The organism is Paenibacillus sp. GYB004 (assembly GCF_036577605.1).
GTDB lineage: Bacteria > Bacillota > Bacilli > Paenibacillales > NBRC-103111 > Paenibacillus_AB > Paenibacillus_AB oceani.
Window position 1 is genome coordinate 382,444 of the sequence record NZ_JARBDB010000040.1, and the last position, 23,794, is coordinate 406,237.

Below are 23,794 nucleotides of genomic sequence, written 5' to 3' on the forward strand. Positions count from 1 at the left end.
GTGTCATTCTCCCTCCATATACAGGCTGTCTTCCATTTACCAGGTAAAGAAGCGTAATGCGACAACTTCCCATTGCGATAAGCACCGCATTCCATCATGCCGACTTGCTTACTTACTCTTCTCCTGTTCGATCAGCTTCCGAATCCGTTCATCCGCTTCGCGCAAAGATGTATTCACATCGGCTTGATTGCGGGCCACCTTTTGCAACTGCTCGGATATGATCGTCGCCTGACTGCTCTCGGAAATGTTGACAAGGCCACTGGCCCGGCGCGGAGGAAGATCAGCCGGAGGATAATAGTTAACCGCATTCATGTTTTTATTTTGAAACATCGGATTGTCTTTGCCTAGCGCATCTTGAATCTCCTTGTTATTCAATGTCGTCGGCATTCCGTTCCGAGAATCGCGCATTTGCACCTCGTCGGACAACATTGCCGCTATGACCTGGAACGCCTCCTCCTTATGCTTGCTTTGCTGCGTGATGGACCAGTACGAGGGTCCTCGGATCGGCATTTTCTTTGGCGCATCCGGCATGTACGGAACGGAGACGATGTCCCATTTCACATTTTCCGGCAAGTTCAAATATACGTTGATTTGATTGATTTGCATGGCGACGTTTCCAGCCGCAAAGGCGTCTCGTTCCTTAACCCCGTTTTCGCCGATCGTATTGCTCGGGATATCATAGAAGCGCTTTAGATTGTTAAATATTTTCGTCCACACCTCTGGGGCGGACAGACCGTCTACTTTAGAATCAACGATCGGCAGCGAATATGGATTGTCCCGGGTGACATTGGCGATACTTGCGCTGAAGCCTCTGTATACTTGACCGCCATCGACACGTGTCATTTTTTTCGCCAATTCGTACAGCTCATCCCAGCTCATTCCATCCTTCGGGTACGGCACCCCGAATTTCTCAAACAAATCTTTATTGTAATACAGCACGGTTGGCAAATAAGGGGATACCGGCAATCCGTAAATGGCGCCCGTATTGCCGCCGATATCAGTTATCTCATTGATGAACGCTGAGTTGAAGCGCTTCAAGTCGTACTTGTTCGTTTTGATCAGTTCGCGCAAATCGTACTCTAGATGCAAGTCGAAATAATTGGCCTTCATTACAGGCGGATCGTTGCGAATCAAATCGGGTATTTTGCCGGCCAGCGCCAAATCTTGAATCGTTTCCCCTTTCTCCCCTTTTATAAACTCGAACTTAATGTGCGGAAATTTCTCAGCCAGCATCTTGCCGAATCTTACACCAAAATCTTCATTGAAATTTCCCCCGTGAATGACCATCGTAAAAGGTTCCTTCGGTTTTTCCGCAGTCGCCTCCTTCGACGAAACTTCCGTGTCCGTTTTGCCGCAAGCGGACAGTACCAATACTGTCAGTGCCAGCATACATGTGATGCCTTTTCTGTTCATCTTGAAATCCTCCTTGTCGTTTACTTATGACACCCTGTCTGTATGTTAACGGGATTGCAGCCCTTACTTATCGTAATGGCCTATTCGTTTGACCGGCAATGTTCATTCTGTGCAGCATGCTTATCTGAAAAAAAAGATAAAACGCAAAAAAAGAACATCGCTTCGATTAATAAAAAAAAGACCTTCATCCGGTAGGAGAGCGGAATAAAGGTCTTCGTTTGATTATATGGTTTTTGACCGGCGTCGCGAAGGCGAGTCGTCCGGCGTTAAGTTTTTGCCGGTCGCCTCCCCCGCTAGCTTTCGAAACATTCCCGGCGTAACGCCGGTCGTCTGTTTGAATATCCGATTAAAGTTTTGGACGGTTGTATACTGCAACCTTTGAGCAATTTCATTGATCGACAGCTCCGTATCGGCGAGCCATTCCTTGGCCTTATTCATCCGCAAATGGATCACATATTCCAAATAATTGATACCCATTTCTTCCTTGAACATACGGCTGAGCGACGTCGTTGAAACTTGCCCGATATCTGCCAGCCTTTGCAGAGAAATATCGGATTCGTAATGGGCATGTATATACGCCAATACGGTAGGCATAACAGTACGCCGCCCTTCGGCAGGGAGCTCGGTTAAGCACGAGGCAACGGTCGGAAACAGTTCTTTCTCGAACCACTCCATCATTTCCTCGCGGGTTCGCAGCCGGCAAATATACTCCGATATATCGTATTCGAACAGTTCATCTATTTCGTCCCCCCGTTCCTTCAAGGACTGGCCGATTTCAGATGCAATCATCGAAAATACACCCGCAGCCGCATCCGATTGACGCAAGGAGTCCGGAAGCGACTCAACCAGGCGGGATAAATGCTCCGTCGCCCCAGCTACGTCGTTTTGCATAAGACTTATTACTACCGACGTTTTCCATCTGGCCAGCATGCGAAGCGATTTGGGCTCCGACCGTGCTAAGAAGGAAGAGTTGATCGTCGTCCGGTAACCTAACGTCCACCTGTATTTTAGGAATCCGACCGCCTCCTGATAACATTCGGAAATGCCGGAACAGGTGTAACGGGGATTGCTCACCGCGACAGAAACCGGAACTTGTAAAGTGGTGCTCGCAAACGTTCGAACGTTGTCGCAGATCTCCAAAAAGTCGGTAAATAGCTTGCCACCCAGCTCGGGAACGCCAAACAACATCGCGACATGACCGGGCATTGCAACGGCATATGCCTGGTTTTCCAACGATTCGCACGATCGTTCCGCAAATCGGTAAAGCTTCCGCATATATTGGGCACGTTCTTTGTCGGTCCCCGTCATAGCAAAAAATGGTTCATGCTCGAACTGCGCCACGGCAATATAAAACCACCGTTCTTCCATAAACAGTTCAAACTCTTTCGCTGCAATATTCGTCTCCTCGCGCGTTGTGGCGCCAATCAACAAATGCTGCAAAATCAGCTCTTTCCTGTATGGCTTATGGTCGTTCAATTCCAGTTGAAGCCGCTCGTTGCGATTCTTCATGCTTTCCATCATCGTGTCGAGCACCCGCAGTATGTCCTTATCCTTCCCTTGGGAAGCGGACGAGAACTTCTCCGCTAGCAGTTGAATGGGACGATATAAACTTCTGGAGACGATGGCAGCCGCGATCGTCCATACGAGAAGTATACCGACGATGATCGTACGGGTCAGAAGCAAAATGTTGTTCGCTTTCGCCGACAGCTCAGATACCGGGGTAAGCGCAATAAAAGTCCAGTCCATCACCAATGACGGAATTGTCGTTACATTATACGATACGGAGTCGATCTTGATCGTACCGGTATAAGGCTGGCCCCCTTCCCAGAACGGGTATAACTCACCCGCCCGCTGCAGCCGCTCTCCAACACCGGGTACGTGCTGTTTCGCCACAATCTCGCCTTTATCGTCAACGATCATCACCTTCCGGCCCTCGCCCAATTCCAATTTGTCCAGAAACTGACGAAGGCCGTCTTTGTTCAGCTGAGCGATCAGAAAGCCAAGCGGATCCGTTGAATGAAGCGGAACGGCCCGTACAAAAAACATATCCTCCACATTCGGGTATGTATTCGGAGAAATATAAAATGAACCGCCATATGCCACTTGTGCCGCGCGAACGATCGCGCTATAGGGATAGTCGATATCCCGTACTATTCCGTGTTGCGTGGAATACATCGCACTGTAACGCGTATAGTACAATGACATTTTCAGCGGGATCTGCTCATGCGCCAGCGCCCCCATCATCGTATCGATCATGCTCTGCGACAACTGCAGCTGGTCGGCCCCCATTCCGTTTATCAGCGATTGCTGGATTGCCCGGGAGCCGGCAAGCTGCACGATCGTCCGATCGAATCCGAGCAGCATATCGTCTATTTGCTCACCCAGATGGCGCAATATAATACGATGATTGTTGTTGACTTCGTCCTGAATATTTTTCGTCATAAACCCGGATGCAATCGACCCGACTACAAAAACCGGGAGGACCCCCAAAAGAAGCAAGTAGAGCAGCAGTTTCCTTTTAAATGTAAATCGATATAGCGGCTGCCGCCATCGTCTCCATCGGTTGTTCATCGGCCCCCTCCTCCACAAAAAATATTGCATCAACAACTTAAACCGAAGATGGGCTATTTGATCATTCCTGCGGACCGAATCTGTTCCTCATACGTCTTGTTCAATTCCATGCCCTTGTACTTGTATAAAATATCGTGCAAATATTGCGCCCAGTTCGCACTGGATTTGTCTTCTAACAATGCTTTAATTAAAAATTGCTGCTGCCGGTTTCGGAAATCGACAAGATCGAATGCGGGAGGAGCGATTAACGGGGTTCCTATATTCGGGAGCAGCGGTAAAGACCGCAAAATCGATTTGATCTCTTTATCGCGATCCGTCTCCAGCGGGTCTACAACCGTCAGTCCGAGCAGATCCGGCGTATTAGGCGTAAAAAAACTCCATATCCGCAAAAAGTCCAGCTTGTCGTCGTCATTTAAGCTATTGCGAATGAGCATAATTTGGTTGCCATCACGCGTATAATGCGTTCCCTCCAAGCCGTAGTGCGTCAGCAGGAAACCTTCTTCTCCTGCTAGCCAATCCAGTATTTGAATCGATTTTTTCGCCTTCTCCGGGTTTTGCTCAGCTGTCGTTTTTGCGAATAAAAACGGACTGCCCGGGCTCGGTTCACTTCGCAGCGGCTTCCCGGGAAACATCGTGAACGGAACCCAGACCGCGTTTGGATTTAGCTGCCGGGTTCGCTGTTGCAGGCCATTGGAGTTGGAATCGAGTACGGCTTCGAGCGAAGATTGCAATAGGATACCTATTTTCCCTTGGATCGCCTTTTCGATATGCTGCGTCCCTCGATTCAGAAACCAGTCCGGATCGATCAAATCTTCATTCAGCACATGCCTTATATCGTCAATGACGTGTCCCATCTCCAGGCTTAACCCGCTTTCGATCCATCGACCGTACCCGACATGGCCGCCGTACGGAAAGCCGTTTTTGACATATTCCGGCCAATCGAACCCGATAGAATTTCCACCGGCGGAGAGAGAGAATCCGTACGTATCCTTTTTGCCGTTACCATCGGGGTCGTCATTGCGGAACGCTCGCAGAACGTTCAAATACTCCTCGTAAGAGTCGGGAATTGACAAGCCAAGCCGGTTCAGCCAATCGCGCCGAATATAATACGCACGGTACGACATTCGATCGTACGGAATCGGAGCTCGTACGAATTTCCCTTCCAGAATGCCGTATGCCATCAACTGGTCATTGCTGACCCAATACTTTAAATAGTTCGGCATCGTATCGCTGTTGATTAACGGGGACATATCGGCTAGCAGCCCGTCCCTCGCATATTGCTGGCCGCCGTCGCTAGTTTTGTCGTACCACATGTCCGGTGGCGAGAAAGCGAGCATTGCGTTTTGCTTATTGACGTAATCGAAGGTAGATATATTCAGAGTTAAGTCGACCTGAAACTTGCTCTCGATCGTGCGTAAAACAAAATCGTTTTCTTCACTCGGAAGCTGGATATCCGCAACCCCTGGAATGAGCCATGTCAGCGACATTCGTTCACCATTTGCCTGACTTTTATTTGACTGCCGTTTAGCGTCCATACTGCAAATGACTGAGCATGATGTGAGCATGATGCTAGTCAGCGCAACGCCGACAGCTCTTACATATCGGTTCATAGGTTCCACTCCCGATTTAAGAACAACAATTTATAAACGCTTACAATTCGATGCGCCTACCGTCTCCCTCGTTTACTGCAAATACAAAGTCTTTCCCGCCTTGACGGCAGGAAAGACTTTAATACGCCGACACGGCTAAAGCCTATGCCAGCTTAAGCAGCAACTTCTGGACTTGCTGCACAAAAAGCTCTCCAGTCTCCGGCGTATTCCGGCTTAAATTACGCAGCGTCGGCTCGTATCCGCCTTGGTCATACGCCTCGCGTGTACAAACATAGCCCGTATTCGTTCCGTTACACAGTGTGTTGATGATCGTATGTTTGAAACCGGATTCGCGTTTGAGCTGCAGCCCGAACTCGGAGAAAATTTCGCCAGGTAAGCCGATCACCACAAGCTGGCCGATGCGAACGACCTGGACCTCCATCCGAGCCATACTCTCGGGATTATCCAGCACTTGCAGCAAACGGACGGCCAAATGGCGTTCCATTTCCGTTGCAGTTGGAGAAGCGAGCGAATCTCTCGCCTTCTCCACCTCTAGCGCCGTCGGCTTGCGCAGCTCGACTGAGAACAGACTGTTTACCGCTTCGATCGGAACCGACTCATCATAATCTTCCGAAAGTCGTATTTTCTCTCGTACCTTCATTACTTCTCCAGCCAATATTCGCCCCATCTTTCGATAGTGGTCCGGGGCGACCGCCTTCGGCTTTGTATAATCGCAATGGTTAATATTCCCGCTCGCGCCTTGGATGAACAAACTGACCACATCACGACCTAATAATTGTTTCAGCGTTCGGCTCAGCTCTCCGGGATAATCGGCGCAAGCCTCAGTCCCTCCCACGGTATCGGGATGGCAGGCAAAGTTCGTCAATACGCCGATCGGCTGACCGTGCTCGTCGTCGATCCGGACTACAAGCACCTCCGGATCGACCGGTCCGGTGGGGCGGACCGTCTCGGGATGAACAAAACCCGGGTTTGTACGGACCGTGCCGTCCGCCATCCAAAACCGGCGATTAAAGGCGATTTCATTCTCGCTTCCGCTACCGAAGCCAATGCGGGCGGGACGGCGGTTCCTGTACGCGTCGATCGCCGTGTCCGCGGCTTGTTCCGCAAGACGAGCCAAATACGCATCATCCAAACCGGGCCAGATCGGAGGCCCGGTATGCGTATGTGTTGCGGATACGAGAATACGTTCCGGCGGGATGTTCACTGTCCGGCGAATCCGTTCCCGAATAAGCTCCACCTCACGGCTAAGTATGAACAAAGCATCAATGACGACAAAAACGACAACGGCTCCGTCCGATTCTATCGCAAGCGCTTTCACGTATAAGTCGTCTTTTAGTGCAGTCAGCCGCCGCTCCTTAAAATATCCGGGCATAACGCTGCCTGGAGAAGGTGTGATGACTACTTCCTTCATTCCGCAGTATATCATAAAATCACCTTTTCACTCATCCCTATTCCGGATGTTATCGATTGACCCTTCTTCTCCATCCCACGATCGTTACAGACGGGTCAACAGTTTGGCGAGCAATGCGGCCCGGACCGGCAGCCCATCGAGCTCTACATGCTCATATTCGGCGTGGGGCCCTTCTCCGACAGCGCCCAAGCCGTCCAACGTCGGGATGCCGAGAGCCGCTGCAAAATTGCCGTCGCTCCCGCCGCCGGCGGAGCCTTCCTTCAGCGATAGTCCAAGTTCCGCCCCGCATTGTGCGGCCAGCTGGAACAGTCTCTCTGTATGCGCAGTCCGTTCCATCGGAGGTCGGGTGATGCCCCCTTCCACTTGCAACTGTATCCCGGGCAAGACAGGCGAGAGGCCCATCATCAGCTTATAGATCCGTTCCGCCTCTTCATAGTTAACAGTGCGCACGTCGACATCCAGCTCCGCAAGCTCAGCCACTACATTGTAGCACGTTCCGCCGCCGGCAACTCCAACGTTGATCGTCGTTCCTTTGGAATAATCGGTCAGCGAGTGCAAATAGACGATCTGACGCGCCATTTCTTCCAACGCGCTTATCCCGTCCTCATGATGATTGCCGGAATGGGCGGCTTTACCACGTATACGAATAAAATATCTGCTCATGCTTTTACGCGACGTCTTCAGTGCTCCCGTTCGAGCGATTGACGGTTCGGGAACAAGCACGGCTTCGCTTCTCTTCGATTCCTGCTCGATCAGTTCCCGAGAGTAGTTGCTGCCAATCTCCTCGTCGCTCGTGCATAAAAACACAATTTTCTTAGCAGGCATCAACCCGGATTCTTTCAGCGCTTTCACCGCCCATATCGACTGTACGATTCCGCCCTTCATATCCAAAATACCGGGCCCGTAAGCCCTGTTGCCTTCAACCCGATACGTTAGACGGCCAGCTTGCCATACCGTATCGAAATGGGAGAGAATGAGCAGTTGCGAATCGCCTTCTCCATATGTAAACCGCATATTGTCGCCAACGACCGTCTGTGGAAACATGACTGCTTCGAGCCCGAGACGATCCCGGAACAATTTCTTAAGTTCTTCCCCACACAGGTCCGACAGCCGTTTGTCGAGCGACGGCGATTCCGCTTTGACCAAACGCTCCAGATCCACCTCGATGTCACTTCGATTTGCTTGCAAATAGCCCCAAACGGGATCCATCTCAAACACTCCCAACATGGAATAAATTTGAACTCATGGCTTAAAAATTTCCTTGCTAACGGTATACTTCTCCACCGCTTTCCGATTCAGATCGTAACCGATGCCCGGCTTTGTCGGTACCGCGAGTGTTCCCGGTTTGCTAAAATCGACCGCCGGCTCAACGATATCTTCCTCGAAATGACGTTTGGATGTAGATGTGTCTCCGGGAATCGTAAAGTTGGGCATCGATGCGATGGCGATATTGTGCGCGCGTCCAACTCCCATCTCGAACATGCCGCCGCACCAGACGGGAATGCCATGCCGCGCGCATAGGTCGTGAATGTTTTTCGTATGCGTCAGTCCTCCTACTCGGCCAATCTTTAAGTTAATAATCCGGCAGCTGCCCAGTTCGATCGCTTTGCGCGCATCTTCAACGGAGTGTATGCTTTCGTCCAGACAGATCGGCGTAGAAAGCTCACGCTGCAGCGTCGCATGATCAACGATGTCGTCGTGGGCAAGCGGCTGTTCAATCATCATTAAGCCGTATTGGTCTAATTGCTTTAACAACGGAATGTGCTCAAGCGTGTAGGCCGAATTGGCATCCGCCATCAACGGAACGTCAGCCCCGAATCGAGTCCGGATCGCATCGATCAGCTCAATATCGAAGCCCGGCTTAATTTTCACTTTGATTTTTTTATACCCTTCCTCCAAAAAACGCGTGACATTGCGCAAAACGTGATCGACTGATGATTCGATTCCGATGCTTACGCCGACATCGATTTCCGAGCGCGTTCCGCCCAGCGCAGCGGACAACGAGATGCCCTGCGCCTTGCATAACAAATCCCACACCGCTCCTTCCAGTGCGGATATGGCCATATAGTTGCGGCGAACCGATGCGAACAGCTCTGCCGTTTGCTCCGGTTTATCAATGTGCTGGCCAACCAATTGCGGAATGAGAAAATGCTTTAGTAAATAGATGACGGTATCGGTCATCTCTTCATTATAGTAGGGAGTCGGCATGGCAACGCTTTCCGCGTAACCTGTCTCCCCTTCGCTCGATACGCCGACGAGGATGCAATCCCGGAACGTAAACCGGCCAAAGCTTGTTTCGAAAGGCGCCTTCAACGGTACATGCAGTCTTCTAAGCTCTACTTGCTCGATTTTCATCGCAAGTCTCCCCTTCGCTATTTCGCACGCTTCAGGAACCCTTTGTATCAAAGGGTTCCTGAAGCGTGCGTTTTCATCTCGATATTCAGTATACATCTTTGTATACAATTATGGAAGAAAAAAGTCGACATCCACAACCGATGTCTGACAAACTTACTTATTTTATAAAATACATTTGCAGCGTTTCTTTTACCATTTCCAGGCTTCTGCTGACATGAGCCACCATCGCACGCTCGGCTCCATCGGCGTCACCTGAACGAACATAGGTCAATATTGTCCGGTGCTCCTCGACCGGAAGGTTGGCCGTATAATGCGGGTGCCTGTATCCTCCGATTCGTCTATATCGTTCAATCCGGCTTTTGAGCTGCTCCAGGAAACCGCTTGCCGTTTCAATCTGCGATAACTGGTAAAGCAAGTTGTGGAACGCGCTCCCGAGGCGCACAACTTCGACATGCTGTTGGGAACTGGCAGCGGCTTCCATATGCTGCATCACTTCCTCCAGCTTTTCTAGGATCATGTCGTTCATATTCCGAGTCGCATGCCGGGTCAGCAGTCCTTCCAGAACAGCTCTTACCTGAAACAACTCCTCCGCTTCGGCGATCGTCAGTTTCGCAACTACGATTCGTCCGGTAGGCAGCTTCGTAACTAGCTTCTCTAGCTCCAGTCTGTGAAACGCTTCGCGCAGCGGCGTACGGCTTACCTCCAGCGATTTGGCCAACAGCTCCTCACTAAGGTGTTCGTTCGGCTCATATTCGAATTCTATGATTTTTCGCTTAATCTCGGTATATATAGCATCGCTTGCTTTTCTGCGTTTTGTCTGCTCCAATCTCCAATCGCTCCTTTATCCAGCTAAGGTCTGTCTGAACACCGTGTTGTTTGATCCGTATAGGCTTTGTGTACAATATTGTTTTTTTACATTTTAAGTTGAAAAAGTCACCTCGTCAATCTCAGGCCCGCTTTTCATCTCGTTGTTGTACAAATGCAAAGCAGACCTCCGTTCGAGTTCATCGAACTCGAACGAAAGTCCGCTCTTATTCACTCATGATGATTATATTCCCAGCGTCAGTTGCTTGTATCACGTGTTTAAGCCGAACCGTGATACGTGCACCGCCTTAGACGGCAATTAATCTCCCGCTGTGAATCTACCGCTGTGCATGTGCCGATCATGATTTTATTTTGCAGACGTCACAATATACTCGAATTTCTAGATTATCCCTCTCCGAACGGTCGGGCTTCACCCATAGCAAGACGAATCGAGACGCACCGCTTCCCCTCGCTCCGCCGATTCATATATGCCGTCGATAATGTTCTGCACGATAAGTGCTTGCTCCAAGCTCGTGCTCGGCTGACGTCCTTCCAGTACGGCTTCGGCAAAGTCTGCAAATACCCGTCGGTGGGCCGTGTTGAAGCTTTCCTGTCCTTCCCACAGCACCCGCTCGGTTATGCCTCCGTCCGCGTATTGATTCAGCACGACACGGGAATTCGACGGCACGACTGAAAATGTCAAAGTACCATCCGTACCGATCAGTTGGCACTCATGAATCCGATCTCCGACGTAATGTTCGCCTTGTTCGATCATCAGCACCGGGCCGTTCTTGAAGCTGATCAGCGCGGAGGTCAACGTTTCACCGTCCGAGCCTGCAGGCACGCGGTCGGCGAACGAATCCGCGATCGTCCACGTTCGGGCTAGGATCGTGTCCGGTTCGAGCCCCCACCCATTAATGCCAAGGAAATAGTCGAGCATATACGTACCGAGATTGGCCAGGTTGCCTCCGCCATTAACATTCTTGGAGAAACGCCATAACGGCGGCATCACTTCCGGCTTGGGCTTGGCGCTCGTATGCCAGCGGCAGCGCATAATCCGAAGCGTGCCGAGCTTCCCTTGCGCGAGTGTATCCGCCACTACCGCTGCAGAATCGAGCAGCCTGGTTCTGGAGGAAGCGCATCCCGCGATCAGGCTGCCTTTTTCTCGGATGAGTCTGCGGACCTCGTCGGAATTGCGGGCCACCGGCTTCTCGGTCAGCACATGCTTGCCGGCGCGAAAAGCCTGGACCGCAAGCTCGGTTCGCGCGATGGCCGGCAGCGCCAAAACCACGGCATCGATGTTCGGATCGGCGAACATCGCCTCCGCATCCGTATAGACGGCGGGGATGCCGAACGTCTCCGCCGCTTTCTTGACGCTGTCCTCTACCGCATCCGCTACCGCGACGGAATGAATACACGGAATCGATTGTGCCGCCTGCAAATATACTTGGCCCATTACCCCGCAGCCGACATATCCGACATTCAACTTTTGTTTCACAGCTTCGTTGCCACCCCTTCCTTCCATGGAAGAAGCGTTTTGGCAATAATGCCGTGCAACGTAGCGGGCATATCGTGCCTAGTTTCGAACGACGCCTTCAGCAGTACAAACAGTCTTCTAAACTCTACTTGCTTGATTATCATCGCAAGTCTCCCCTTCGCTAATTCGCCCGCAAAGTTCCCTTTGGCATAAAGGTGCCTGGAGCGTTTCGATTTCGATGTTCAGTATACATATTTGTATACATATTGGAAAGGAAAAAGTCGATGTCCACAACCGATGTCGGACTTATTGACTTATTTATAAATAACACTTTTTCAGCGTTTCTTTTACCGTTTCTAAGCTTGTGAGATCAACTCAATGTTATTTTAATTTCTCCTTTTGACAAAGAACAAAACCCACCAAACTAATAGATAAAAGTGAGCTATCAATAAATAAATGGCCCAGTTTGATCCTTGTTGTAGATGAACAACTAAATGTTCAAATTCGTTGTATCCGGCTGCTCTGTAAATGCTATTTATTACATGCAAGCGACACACAACACTCCACATGTGACGAGGTGACAGGGAGTACAAATGTACTTAATCGAAGGAATGGCATTTGCTCAATGACATTCAATAAATACCTTTTGCATTAATAGGCAATACCCTAACATGCTTAAGATACTTAGTCATATTGGTATCATCTTTAACATTGTAAGTATATTGAAAATACTCGGCAACATCTTTTGCTAGAATCCTAAACAATTCACAAGCTGTGAATACCGAGTTCCACATATTCTCATAGTTGCTATCCGAATAAGTAGCCTTATACATTTCCCAATATGATTCGGGAAGATACTTTTTCATGTATTTTCCCATTTTCCCTGTAGAAACTTGAAAATCATTTTTGGTGCCCACCCACCATGAAATCATCTCATCCAAGTGAGGTCTGATGACATGCTCAAACATTTGATTCGCATAAGGTAATTCATCACGCCAAATTCCTTTAGCAACATTTTGCAGGCACCACCAAAAATTATTACAAGAACCCAAAAACAATTGCTCCGTAGGCTTTTTTACATGATAGTCGATATCCGTGGGGGCAGGAATGATTGGCAGGCAGTTATCCTTATCTAATAGAGGAACTGTCAATTTATCACTAACATATCCTTCAAGCATAGCTACTTTAGTTTCTATTTGAAGGTCTATACGATTTCCATCTGTAAATAGCATTAAATATGCGTAAGACCGAGTAAAATCCATATCTATACCCATAGACTGGTTATTTTTATCAGGTTCTTGAATCATAAGCAATTCACCAAATACATTTACCCATGTCTCGTCTTTTATAAAAGATGAAGTTTCAGTTACTACGTAAACAATATCATAATCCTGAAAAATATCCTTGGAAGCGTTAGGATTGGTACGTGAACCATTAATGTATACAGCACGGATTCGTTCATCCTTTTGAGCAACCCCAAGTATTAAATCAAACATTTCTTTTTCAGTTCTCATGTATTCCCCTCCAAATCTTCAAACATACTAAACATAGCATAGCATAACTGGGATATTTTTACTTGCATCTTCTCAGATAGGTATACCCCAGTGCCTAGTGTAAGGCAACTTATTTGCTCAATAAAGTTTACCCTTGTTTGCTCCGTGAAAATTTTTTTCCAAAATACTCCCCCTGTAATTTAATGAGTTCAATTTTATAACCTAATTCTCAAAATTCCATTCTAATCTTCCACCCCAAAATCCCCAGTTCCTACCATTACAAAGCGTGAAAAGGTTACTTTCGTTTTCTCCCGTTATTTACAGATTCATGAGGCTTCTGTAAGTCTACTTAAGACATCGTTACCATGTTCATGTTAAAGCATGACACCCCCTCCTTATCATGAAATACGAGGGGGTGAGAAGAACATGGTCATTAAGAGTGACAGACTGCTGACTCTTGAAGAAGCGGCATACTTCCTAAACTTGTCACCACGAACGCTTTACCGCAAGATTCACGACAACGAACTAGCGGCGTTAAAGGTGGGAAGTCTATGGCGGCTTGAGCCTGATGAAGTGATGAACTATGCAAGGAAACGACAAAATCGAATTGGAGGAATACAACGTGGCTAATTACACTTTGGCAACTATCGCCCGGAAGCTGTCGGCTTCCAACCGTGGTCGGTTTGTATCTGAAGACTCTGTTTATCAATGGGTTAAAACTGGTCAATTACAGGTTCAAAGAATCCCCTACAATGAGCGAGGATACGGCAAATATCCTTATGTGGTAGAAGAATCCCACCTTATTGATGTATTACGTGAAAAGGGATTTGATGTCGTTTCCCTCTTTCCTACATCTCAGTAGAAAGCGAAGAAGCCCCCACTTTAGTTGGTGGGGGCAACAACGAAACTTATTTGCTAATTGTAACGATTAATATTATGGAGAAAACTTCACATGTAGCATTACACGTGGTCGCAGAAGAACACGTAAAAAAATGCCCCTGCGTTCACAAGTAGGTGTTGCTCCGTTAGATGGATAGGTAGTTTATTTTGAAGTTGTGCTTCATCCTCAGATACTACAATCATTTGTAGCCCCGTCACGGTCGCCCAAAGGCGAGGGATTCATGACAGAGCATGTTTATCATGCACGTGGTAAAGCCGTACCTGAGCACGTCAGATGTCATGTAGGAAACCTAAACCCACATGTGTTTTCCTTCCCCCACCCCACTAGGGGGAATAATGTTTCCTTACCCACCTGTGTTTCCAAAATAAATAGTAATCTTGGAGTTGTCAAGAAAAGTGCAGTTTGAAAACACACTCATGCAGAAATTCCGTTTCTACGCAGCTTGAGACAGCATTCTTTCGCGATAAATAGCTGGGGGCCATCCCCCTGGATTCGAGGTGTAGACCCGCCGCCTGTTGTAGTAAACCATGATGTACCTGAAGATGACCGATTTTATATAAGCCATCGGATATTGCTCTGTGCGGATCTTGTACAGCTTTTCTTTCTTCAGCGTAGCAAAAAAGCTTTCAATCCTCGCGTTATCATAGCAGCGCCCCGTGCCGCTCATGCTTTGAACGGCACCACGTTTAGCCAGACTTTTCCGGAAAGCATGGCTCGTGAATTGGCTGCCTCGATCGCTGTGATAGATCATGCTGCGAGCCTTTCTTGCTTTACAGGCGTTCTCAAAAGCTTCGATGCAGAGCTCCTTGCGCATGTTGTCGTCCATGGCAATGCCGACGATCTCTCCGTTGAAACAATCCATTACCGCGGACAGATACAGTTTGCCATCCGAACAAGGGACTTCGGTGATATCCGATAGCCACTTCTTGTTGGGGGCTGAAGACTTGAAGTCTCTTCGAATTAGGTTCTCGCTCTTGTGTGCAGTGGCGTCCTCGCGTGTAATGCCGTTCGGATGACGCCTGGGCTTCTTCAGCAGTCCGTGCTGCTTCATGATGCGATAGACGGTGCTGTAGCTGACCGGAATCTCTATTTGCGCCAGCGCCAGCACGATACGCTGGACGCCGTAATTACTGTTGTCTTCATGCGCTCCGATGATGTCTTTGATTTTGACCAGAAGGCGTTGCTGCCGCTCTTGTTTGGGTGTGGGCTTCAAGCTACGGTAATAGCCCGATTCGCTGACTGCAAGTACTTTGCACATCTCCTTGACGGTCCATCCATCCCGTCGTTCACGGATGTAAGCGTAGAGCTGGCATGCCTTTACCGCTTCCGGTCTTTTGCGAAAAAACCGAGTGCGTCCTTGAGAATTTCATTCGCGCGGCGCAACTCACCTATTTCTCTTTCTAATTCGATTTCACGCGCAGTCTTGTCAGCAGACGCGTAAGCGCGTCCGCTCCCGATATGCGCTCCGTCACCGTGCAGGGTTCTTCGTTTTCTCCATTCCTGCAAGGTGTAGTAGGCTACGCCTAACTGCTCGGCCGCTTTCTTGGGCCCAACCTCATCGCTCAACCGTACTGCTTCCTCTTTGAATGCTTTGTCGTACTTATTCATTGTCGTTTGCTCCCTCGTTACCTTTCATTTTATTTCATACGAGGGTGTTTTTCGACTGCATTTTTATCGTAGCACTCCATCTGAAAATCAGGGCGACAGCCCCGAGCGAAGCGAAGCGGAGCGAAGCGGAGCGACCACTAGAAGACAGTAACCCACCCCGAAGGGGTGGGGAAATGACAATTGGTTTAGCTTTTAGCACTATTAGAACCGTACTTCTTAAGATTAAGTTCATCCTTAAGATAGTGACATTGTTCTAAATCAATATCATATAGATTAGCCAAAGTAATAGTGTAATAAAGAACATCATAAAGTTCTTCTTCAATAGTACCCTTAATATTCTGACTTTCATCCATTCGTAAATCCTTACGAATTACCTCTGAAAGTTCCCCCACCTCTTCTACTAACTTAAAGAAATAAGCTTGTCTATGTTCCGGATGAAAATCTTTTTGCTTGATGTAGGCCTGAAGAGCCTTTAACGACATACTCTCCTTCATTCCTTGCCCTCCATTTACCTAAACTATATGTATCATAAAGTCTTTTCCATATTATGTAGATATTTTCATCACAACTATCCCCCACCTTGCAACGATGGTTAGCCCGAGAGGGGGAAGTTAACAATGCAAGTAGAGCGTACATTTATAGGAACAGCAAGCCTTGAGGACATTTTATCCTCCATTCTGAGTCACCAATTTGACAGTATTAAAGTCAATCAGTACGATGATGATAGAGCAAATGTCATTCCTTCTGATTCGGAAGGAGTGGCGGAATAATGAAATGTGCTATCTATGCTCGTGTCAGTACGAGAAGAGAAGAACAACAGAACAGTCTACAAAATCAAATTGCCCTAGCTGAAAGCATAGCGAGGGAACAAGGCTTTACAGTGGTTGCACGGTACATTGACAATGGAATAAGCGGTGCAGGTATAAGAAACCGTTCTGAGATTTTACAGATGGTAGAGGACGCTAAAAAGAAGAAGTTCGATGTGATTATCGCAAAGTCTGTTTCACGTCTTGGACGGAATCCACGAAATAGTATGGAAATGGCTGACCAACTCGAAAGAATACCTGTTCGGCTAATCTTGCCCGAAGATAACTATGACACTGAAACGAGCAACAGCAGGTTTATGTTTAATCTAAAGGCTATTTTAGCCGAGGAAGAAAATGCCAAACTCTCTGAACGGATTAAACTTGGCTTACGCTCTAGTGCTAAACAAGGGAAACGTAGAGTATCCTTACCGCCTTACGGTTATGCTGTAAATCCAGTCACTAAAAAGCTAGAGATTGACGAGACAGCCGCTTCCATCGTAAGAGAGATTTTCAGACTGTATTTGCATGAAGGTAGGGGGATGTTCAAAATTTGTAACCTATTCATGCAAAGAGGTATTCCTACACCAAGAGCCACAACAGGGGCGGCAAATGCAGGAACAAAATGGCATCAAAACTCTATCAAAGGTATCCTTAACAATCCTGTTTATACAGGCAAACTCGTATTCCATCGGGAAGAAACTACAGGGACTCTAGCCGAGTCTGAACTCTACAAGATAAGACGAGATGTAGAAAATGAGAAGCAAATTGTCATTGAGAACTCCCACCCTGCTATCGTCTCAGATGATGATTATAACGCTGTTCAGGAACTCATGAAAAAGAAAGGCAAACATAAGAGCAACGGCAAGGAAAGTCTGTTTTCCTATATCGTGAAATGCCCTGATTGCGGAAGCGGTATGCACTTCAAACCTGATAGACGCAATGGGGCGTATGTATGCGGCGGCTATGTGAAATTTACATCCTCCTACTGTTCCTCCCATATTATTGAGGAACAAGTCCTGTTACAGACCGTAAAGAATGACCTAAAAGCGTTGATACAGGACAGGGTAAAGATAGAGCATCTTTACGGATTAGCGGAGGAAAAAGCGAAGGCATTACAATCCTCTACCACAAAAGAACTAAAGCGACTTGACAGAGAGTTAGCCCAACTTGACAAACGCTTTGACAGACTATTGGGTCTTCACCTTGAAGGGGCTATCTTTACGGAGCAATTCAAACAACAAAATGAGCGTATTACTCAACAACAACAAGAACTAGCAAATAAGAAAGCTGAATTACAATCATCACTAGATGCCAAGAAAGACCTCAACGAACAACTACAAGCCTTTAGGAATGAAGTAGAACGCTTCACGAACCTTGACATTGACGATGAACAGGTCATGAAGCAAGTTCTACAAAGGCTCATCCACAAAATCGAAGTATTCGAGGGAGGAAAGATTAAGATTCACTATAATCTCTCCGCCCCTCTCCCCTCAAATTAGGTACAGTTTATTGGACTGTATCTTTTCTTTCAAGTCTCACTGTAACCTCCACATGCGCCGTCCAAGGAAACATATCCACCGGCTGCACCTCGACGGTGCGGAAGCCGCCATCCTCGAGCACGCGCAGGTCGCGCGCGAGCGTCGAGGGGTTGCACGAGACGTAGACGACGCGCTGCGGGCGCATCGCGACGATCGTCTCGAGCAAGGCGGCATCGCAGCCTTTGCGCGGCGGGTCGACGACGATGACGTCGGCGCGGATGCCCTGCTCCCGCCATGAGGGGAGCACGTCCTCGGCCTTGCCGACCGTGAATTCCGCGTTCGCCAAGCCGTTCATCTCCGCGTTGCGGCGGGCGTCTTCGACGGCTTCGGGGACGATCTCGACGCCGTACACCCGCTTCGCGCGCCGCGCGAGAAACAACGAGATCGTGCCGACGCCGCAATAGGCGTCGATCACGGTCTCGCTGCCGGTCAACCCGGCATAGTCGAGCGCTTTGCGGTACAAAGCCTCGGTTTGCAGCGGGTTGACCTGGTAGAACGAGTGCGCGGAGATCGCGAACCGGATGTCGCCGATCGCATCGTAGATCCGGTCGCGTCCCCACAGCACGTTCGTGCGCGGGCCCATGACGCTGCCCGGCGCACCGTCGTTGACGTTGTGGCACACGCTCTCCACGCCGGGCAAGGTCTGTGCGATCCGCTCCGCCAGCTCCGGTCCATGCGGCAGCTCCGGCCCCGCCGTAACCAGAACGATCATCGTCTCGCCGGTGCGGTAGCCGGACTTAATTATCACATGGCGCAGCACGCCCTCGCGCTTCTCGGCGTTATACGCCGGTATGCCAAGCTCGCGGGCGGCGCTCTTGACCGCCTGCACGATCCCGTCGGCGTCTTCGCTGCGGATCAGGCATCGCTCCGCATCGATGATCCGGTGGCTGCCGCCCGCATAAAAGCCGGCGACAAGCCCGCCCTCCTGCTCCCCGACCGGCACCTGCACCTTGTTGCGATACTGCCACGGCTCGTCCATCCCGATCGTCGGATGAACGACAACCCCGCCGTCCTCCGCTTCACCGCTCCCCAGCGAACCGGCATCAGCACCGGCTCCGGCTTCAGCCCCATCTCCGCCTGCCGCGTCATACCCGGCCACGCGGATTTTCCCGATCCGCTCGAGATTGTCGGCGACCATTCGCCGCTTCAGCCGCAGCTGAGCCGCATAATCGAGATGCTGGAGCTGACAGCCGCCGCACTCCGCATAGACCGGACAAGGCGCCTGGATACGGTCCGGGCTCGGCTCCACGACCTCAAGCAGCTCGGCGAACCCGTACTGCTTCTTCAGCCCGGTCACCCGTACCTTGACCTTCTCTCCCGGCAGCGCTCCATGAACAAAAAGGGTAAAGCCGTTCACCCGGCTTACCCCTTCCCCTTCGTGCCCGATCCCGATACAATCGGCGATATACGTTTCCTGCAGCGTCACCGGCGCCTTGGCCGTATCCTTGGCCACAGCCTGCGCTTTTGCGGACGGTGCACCGTTTCTTCCCCGCCCGCCGGACGCGCCGCTTCGTTTCGATCGGCCGCCCCGGCCTGTTCCTTTTGCCACTAGACGTTCACTCCAACCTGACTTATTTGTATGTCGAATTGCCGGACTCGTCGACGAAAATTTGCAGATGATCCGGAAGCACCGAAATCGTACAAGGCAGCGTACCGCCAAACTCCCCGTCCAGGTTCAGCTGCACGTAGTCGGGCGACGTCACCTGAATGCTCTGCGTCTGGAAATAAATCAGATGCGGATCGTTCATATGCTCGCCGCGCAGCGCCGCCGAGACGATGCGGATGAATTCCGCCAGATTGCATTTGCGCAAAATAAACACGTCCAGCAACCCGTCGCTCAGGCTCGCCTCCGGAGCGAGCTTCTCGAAGCCGCCGACTGAGTTGCTGTTGCAGATCAGGAACATCATCACTTCCTCGTGGACGATCTGATCCTCCCAGCGGAAGCACAGCTCGGTCGGACGAAGCCGGGGCAGCTTCTCGAGTCCCTTCATATAATACGCGAGCTGTCCGATCACCGTCTTCAGCTTGCTCGGCACCTCGTAGGTCAGCTCGGTCATCGAGCCGCCACCCGCGATATTGATGAAATACCGCTTGTTCACCCGGCCGACATCGATATTCCGGGTATGCTGCTGCAAGATCAGATCGACCGCAAACTCCCAATTTTTCGGAATCCCGAGCGCCCGCGCGAAATCGTTCGTCGTACCGAGCGGCAAGATGCCGAGCGGCGGCCGGTTCGGCTTCTCGGCCATGCCGTTGATCACCTCATACAGCGTGCCGTCCCCGCCTGCGGCGATCACGACGTCGAACCCGCGCTCCACCGCCTCCGCCGCGGCAATAGCTGCGTCCCCTTCTCCGATCGTAGCGTGGGTGGACGTCTCCAGTCCGCCTCTCTCCAGCCGCTGCAAGATTTCGGGCAGCCTTCGCTTCATCTCTTCCCGACCGGACGTCGGGTTGTAGATCAGTCTGGCACGTTTGGCCATTGACCCATTCCCCCATTTTCCGTTATATCGTTCTATGATCAAAGTCGTTCTTATGCTTCATTCCAGCCGTTCCTTATACGGAGCCCACGAGCGTCACACCCGCAAACCCGCCTTGTCCATCATCTCGGCGATTTGCCGCTCCATCCAGTGGGAGATTCCACGATGCGGCAGCAGGGCTCGTCCGTTGTACCGGCAGCCGCGGCCTCCCAGCCTGTCCGGGATGACCCGCTCTGTAAAGTAGCCTTCACTCAAAAACAGCGGAGCCGCAATCACGTCCCGCTCCGGCATTTCCCGCTTCCAGCTGTGCAGCACGTCCGCCGTCTCATCCGGCAGCAGCAAGGCGCTCCGCACCTCTGCAAAGCCTCCCAGCTCCTTCAGATCGGCCGCCACCCGCTCCATGCCGCGCTTCCACCTCTTATAAAAATAAGACAGCCCGCTGCCATGTCCGATCAGCAGAACCGCTTCCCGTTCCGGACGAACCGACAAGTCCCGTATATGTTCATACATAATCTCAGCGACCACCGGGTCGTCATCCAGCGGAGGACATACCCACACCCGGGCGTTCAGACGAAAAGGCTGCAGATCGGTCTCCGAGGATGGCCGGGGCAAATCGCCCAGAGCCCAGCGAATCTCGTCCACATGCGTGCTCCCGTACGAGACGAATAGCGGTATGACGATCAGATCGGTAACGCCCTGCGCTTCCAGGGTATCGATCCCGTCCTGAATAAGCCGGCCCTCCACAATCTCCAGAAACGAAGAGACAACCGGTACCGCTCCGGTCCATCCGACATCCGCCACCGCCCGGTCCACCCTCTCCACCCATACCGGGCTTCGCGAACCGTGACTGATGACCAGGACGCCTGCCTTGCTCGTATCCGACATACGCGACACCCACTCCGCCCCCATATCAACTTCATGCTAACGAAACCGTCATGGAAAGTCAATCTGCCCATGAACGCCCTTCGGTAACGCAAAAATCCCGCTCCTGAAGGAGAAGGATTCGGATACTACCGGTATAGCGGAAACCTCTAACGGCAGCAGCAAAAAGATTAACGGCCCAGCCGCTCCAGCGCCATCTTGTAGCCGTCGTTCCCGTAATTGAGGCAGCGCTTAACGCGGGATATCGTCGCCGTGCTTGCGCCCGTCTCCGCTTCGATCTGGTTATAGGTGCTGCCTTTGCCCAGCATGCGGGCGACCTCCAGCCGCTGCGACAACGACTGAATCTCATTCACCGTGCACAGATCGTCGAAAAAAATATAGCATTCTTCCACTGTTTTTAACGTCAAAACCGCCTCAAACAGCTGGTCGATCGTTTTATCGTTCAGCTTCTTCAACTGCACTTTTCCATCAACCCCTATTTCCTGTCTTGCTTACCTGTTTCGACATCGGAACTGCATTTCCTTCCTTTACGTTTGCATAACGTTAAAATTTTTATGCGTTACAGGGATAAAGCCGCGTCCCTCCCCTCTCGGCAGTCGCCTCGCGGGATCTGATGGGAGATCGCTCCCTCGGCTGATCAGGGCTTGGGGCCGCCGGACACTTTGCCTGAGCGCCGCTCGCCGGATTCGCGGTCATGCAGCGGACGATCACGGTTTAACGAAGTAATCGAAGCTACTGACAGATAAACCTTCATGCCCGGGTCGCCGGCGGGTATGGAGGTTTGTTTGGTTTTCGTTCCTGCTGATCCCTCATAAAAAGGGCGCTCCCGGCCGCCAAAATCCGCGCACAAGCGGGCAGGCCCCCGAACTCGCCGCCATAAACCGGGCATTCGTCCAATCCAAACATTCGCCTACCACATACAGTAGTACATAACCATCTTCTGCGAAAGGAATGAGACCCGCGTGAATCAACAACAATGGCCAGGTTGGCACGACCATCGCAGCAGCTTCAGGGACACGCGTAATGTGGGCGCTTATCCGGGAGCGGGAGCGGGCGGCTTTAACGGAGAGTTCGGTTATGCCCCCGTCCCTTACGGACAACAGCTTCAACAGCTGCAGCAGCTGCCTACGGTTACGAATGCGGCACCCGCCTCGGGAGCTTCCGGTCTGCTCGGCAACTTCAACTTCAAGGATATTAAATCCGTCGTCGACCGGCTGGGAGGAATCGATGGCATTATGTCCAGCATAGGCAAAGTTCAGAAAATCGTCAGCAATATTCAGCAGATGCAGCCGATGATTAAGCTGCTAATGAACATGATGCCCGGCAAAGCGAAAACGACCGAGGTTGACGACGAATTCGAAGGTTGGAAAAAACGGCCCCGCCGCCGCAAGCGCCGCCGGAAGGGCAAGAAAAGATCCGGACCGCGGCCGGTGCTCTACGCCCCCGGCTCCGGTTCGAGACGCCGCAGACGCGGCCGCCGTTAATCGGCAGATGCCCGTTCGCCGCCGTGCATGCACGGTGGCGGACGGGCGATTTTGTTGGCGGAGTCTTGGGTCGCGGGCAGAAGGTTGAGGGTCTGAGGATTGCATCATCCCCCGCGAACTATGACGGCCGCTCCACCGTCCGGCTGCGCAGCGCGCCGGTCAGATCGTCGGCATCGTAGACGAATCCGTACAGCAGCGCAACCTGCCACAGCGCGATCTCCTTCGCCGTCTCGGCTCGTGCCGTCTCCTTGTTCTCGATCGCGGTAACCGCTTGGCGGACGGCGGAGCACATATAACCTTCCCGCTGCATATCGATCATCCCGCCCGGAGAGCTGACCAGACAGCCGTTAATCGCGAAACCGGTGTAGATCAGATGATTGATCCCGTCTTCTAGGCATAACGCGTGCAACTGCGCGGACGATTCGGCAACGCCTTCGTCGCCGGCGGGTTTGACCGGCTGCGGAAAGTCCATGCACCGCTGGCCTGCCGTAATATCCGGCTGGTTATGCTCCCCGGGAAACACGGACTGGCTCCGGAAGCGGGCCAGACGATCGAGCACTTCGTCGCGCTGCACTTCTCTTTTCCTCGGCACCTCAGGTCCGGCCAATTGATCCGCCCTCCGGTAGCCCGGATAGTCGCGGAAATACGTTCCGCCCGGCCTCACGACATGATACACCGTAAGCCCCGACGCTCTAGCCGCCTCCAGCAGGCCCGGCAGCACGTTACCGCAGATGTCGTAAGAGCGCGGAATGTACTCGACGACCCGGTGCCAACCGGGGAACTGCTCCCTCGTCCCGCAATCCCACGCATGCATGACGACCAGCGCCGTCCGTTCGCAGGCGATCGGCAGCATCGTCTTGTTCCATCCTCCGAACGCCTCCGCCGGAACGTCCCTTGCAAAGTCGGCGTCGTAATGCTGGTAATACCAGGTAGGCACCTGAAGCTCGCTCATCGTGATTTCCTC

Annotated in this window: 23 protein-coding genes; 5 read left to right on the forward strand and 18 right to left on the reverse strand. The window is 51.1% G+C overall.

Features of this window, described 5'->3' with window-relative positions:
- Nucleotides 1-108 precede the first annotated feature (108 nt).
- The 10 genes from PV433_RS17845 to PV433_RS17890 form a co-directional block, all read right to left on the reverse strand.
- Nucleotides 109-1,413 carry an ABC transporter substrate-binding protein gene (locus PV433_RS17845; protein WP_332073412.1) on the reverse strand — a complete coding sequence of 435 codons (1,305 nt, stop codon included), beginning with the start codon at nt 1,411-1,413 and terminating at the stop codon, nt 109-111.
- A 222-nt stretch (nt 1,414-1,635) separates the two neighbouring features.
- Complete coding sequence (locus PV433_RS17850; protein WP_332073413.1) at nt 1,636-3,984, reverse strand: AraC family transcriptional regulator; 2,349 nt, start codon at nt 3,982-3,984, stop codon at nt 1,636-1,638.
- A 53-nt stretch (nt 3,985-4,037) separates the two neighbouring features.
- The gene (locus PV433_RS17855; protein ID WP_332073414.1) at nt 4,038-5,471 is read right to left on the reverse strand and encodes a hypothetical protein; all 1,434 of its coding nucleotides are present in this window, start codon (nt 5,469-5,471) and stop codon (nt 4,038-4,040) included.
- A gap of 265 nt (nt 5,472-5,736) precedes the next feature.
- On the reverse strand, nt 5,737-7,020 hold the full coding sequence (locus PV433_RS17860; RefSeq protein WP_332073415.1) for a hypothetical protein: 1,284 nt from the start codon (nt 7,018-7,020) through the stop codon (nt 5,737-5,739).
- 69 nt (nt 7,021-7,089) lie between these two features.
- Nucleotides 7,090-8,214, reverse strand: a complete 1,125-nt coding sequence (locus tag PV433_RS17865; protein WP_332073416.1) for a M20 family metallopeptidase — start codon at nt 8,212-8,214, stop codon at nt 7,090-7,092.
- A 33-nt stretch (nt 8,215-8,247) separates the two neighbouring features.
- Complete coding sequence (menC, locus tag PV433_RS17870) at nt 8,248-9,360, reverse strand: o-succinylbenzoate synthase (protein ID WP_332073417.1); 1,113 nt, start codon at nt 9,358-9,360, stop codon at nt 8,248-8,250.
- A 157-nt stretch (nt 9,361-9,517) separates the two neighbouring features.
- The gene (locus PV433_RS17875; protein ID WP_332073418.1) at nt 9,518-10,186 is read right to left on the reverse strand and encodes a GntR family transcriptional regulator; all 669 of its coding nucleotides are present in this window, start codon (nt 10,184-10,186) and stop codon (nt 9,518-9,520) included.
- A gap of 408 nt (nt 10,187-10,594) precedes the next feature.
- Complete coding sequence (locus tag PV433_RS17880; RefSeq protein WP_332073419.1) at nt 10,595-11,662, reverse strand: Gfo/Idh/MocA family protein; 1,068 nt, start codon at nt 11,660-11,662, stop codon at nt 10,595-10,597.
- The gene (locus PV433_RS17885) at nt 11,659-11,805 is read right to left on the reverse strand and encodes a hypothetical protein (RefSeq protein ID WP_332073420.1); all 147 of its coding nucleotides are present in this window, start codon (nt 11,803-11,805) and stop codon (nt 11,659-11,661) included. Before PV433_RS17885 ends, PV433_RS17880 begins: the two co-directional genes overlap by 4 nt.
- Nucleotides 11,806-12,273: 468 nt before the next feature.
- The gene (locus PV433_RS17890; protein ID WP_332073421.1) at nt 12,274-13,155 is read right to left on the reverse strand and encodes an aminoglycoside 6-adenylyltransferase; all 882 of its coding nucleotides are present in this window, start codon (nt 13,153-13,155) and stop codon (nt 12,274-12,276) included.
- A 405-nt stretch (nt 13,156-13,560) separates the two neighbouring features.
- Between PV433_RS17890 and PV433_RS17895 the strand changes: the two genes are divergently transcribed.
- Entirely contained in the window at nt 13,561-13,764 is a 204-nt protein-coding gene (locus tag PV433_RS17895; protein WP_332073422.1) for a helix-turn-helix domain-containing protein, read from the forward strand.
- Nucleotides 13,757-13,996, forward strand: coding sequence for a hypothetical protein (locus PV433_RS17900; RefSeq protein ID WP_332073423.1), 240 nt, complete (start codon nt 13,757-13,759; stop codon nt 13,994-13,996). The genes PV433_RS17895 and PV433_RS17900 overlap by 8 nt, the downstream gene beginning before the upstream one ends.
- Before the next feature lie 472 nt (nt 13,997-14,468).
- On the opposite strand, the gene PV433_RS17905 is transcribed toward PV433_RS17900, so the two are convergent.
- The 3 genes from PV433_RS17905 to PV433_RS17915 form a co-directional block, all read right to left on the reverse strand.
- Complete coding sequence (locus PV433_RS17905; protein WP_332073459.1) at nt 14,469-15,329, reverse strand: IS3 family transposase; 861 nt, start codon at nt 15,327-15,329, stop codon at nt 14,469-14,471.
- Nucleotides 15,330-15,352: 23 nt separating this feature from the next.
- On the reverse strand, nt 15,353-15,643 hold the full coding sequence (locus PV433_RS17910) for a transposase (RefSeq protein ID WP_332073424.1): 291 nt from the start codon (nt 15,641-15,643) through the stop codon (nt 15,353-15,355).
- A gap of 185 nt (nt 15,644-15,828) precedes the next feature.
- On the reverse strand, nt 15,829-16,137 hold the full coding sequence (locus PV433_RS17915) for a MazG nucleotide pyrophosphohydrolase domain-containing protein (RefSeq protein ID WP_332073425.1): 309 nt from the start codon (nt 16,135-16,137) through the stop codon (nt 15,829-15,831).
- A gap of 123 nt (nt 16,138-16,260) precedes the next feature.
- Between PV433_RS17915 and PV433_RS17920 the strand changes: the two genes are divergently transcribed.
- On the forward strand, nt 16,261-16,413 hold the full coding sequence (locus tag PV433_RS17920) for a hypothetical protein (protein WP_332073426.1): 153 nt from the start codon (nt 16,261-16,263) through the stop codon (nt 16,411-16,413).
- Nucleotides 16,413-17,948 (forward strand): recombinase family protein, encoded by a 1,536-nt coding sequence (locus PV433_RS17925; RefSeq protein WP_332073427.1) that lies wholly within the window; start codon nt 16,413-16,415, stop codon nt 17,946-17,948. Before PV433_RS17920 ends, PV433_RS17925 begins: the two co-directional genes overlap by 1 nt.
- Nucleotides 17,949-17,955: 7 nt before the next feature.
- On the opposite strand, the gene rlmD is transcribed toward PV433_RS17925, so the two are convergent.
- From rlmD to PV433_RS17945, 4 genes are all read right to left on the reverse strand, one after another.
- Nucleotides 17,956-19,536 (reverse strand): 23S rRNA (uracil(1939)-C(5))-methyltransferase RlmD, encoded by a 1,581-nt coding sequence (rlmD, locus tag PV433_RS17930; protein WP_442951540.1) that lies wholly within the window; start codon nt 19,534-19,536, stop codon nt 17,956-17,958.
- A gap of 22 nt (nt 19,537-19,558) precedes the next feature.
- On the reverse strand, nt 19,559-20,467 hold the full coding sequence (locus PV433_RS17935) for a diacylglycerol kinase (protein WP_332073429.1): 909 nt from the start codon (nt 20,465-20,467) through the stop codon (nt 19,559-19,561).
- Nucleotides 20,468-20,560: 93 nt separating this feature from the next.
- Entirely contained in the window at nt 20,561-21,349 is a 789-nt protein-coding gene (locus tag PV433_RS17940; protein ID WP_332073461.1) for a sirohydrochlorin chelatase, read from the reverse strand.
- A gap of 167 nt (nt 21,350-21,516) precedes the next feature.
- Entirely contained in the window at nt 21,517-21,807 is a 291-nt protein-coding gene (locus PV433_RS17945) for a YerC/YecD family TrpR-related protein (RefSeq protein ID WP_138880059.1), read from the reverse strand.
- A gap of 501 nt (nt 21,808-22,308) precedes the next feature.
- On the opposite strand from PV433_RS17945, the gene PV433_RS17950 reads away from it, so the two are divergent.
- Nucleotides 22,309-22,830, forward strand: coding sequence for a hypothetical protein (locus tag PV433_RS17950; RefSeq protein WP_332073431.1), 522 nt, complete (start codon nt 22,309-22,311; stop codon nt 22,828-22,830).
- A gap of 118 nt (nt 22,831-22,948) precedes the next feature.
- On the opposite strand, the gene PV433_RS17955 is transcribed toward PV433_RS17950, so the two are convergent.
- Entirely contained in the window at nt 22,949-23,782 is an 834-nt protein-coding gene (locus PV433_RS17955) for a hypothetical protein (RefSeq protein WP_332073432.1), read from the reverse strand.
- Nucleotides 23,783-23,794: the final 12 nt, after the last annotated feature.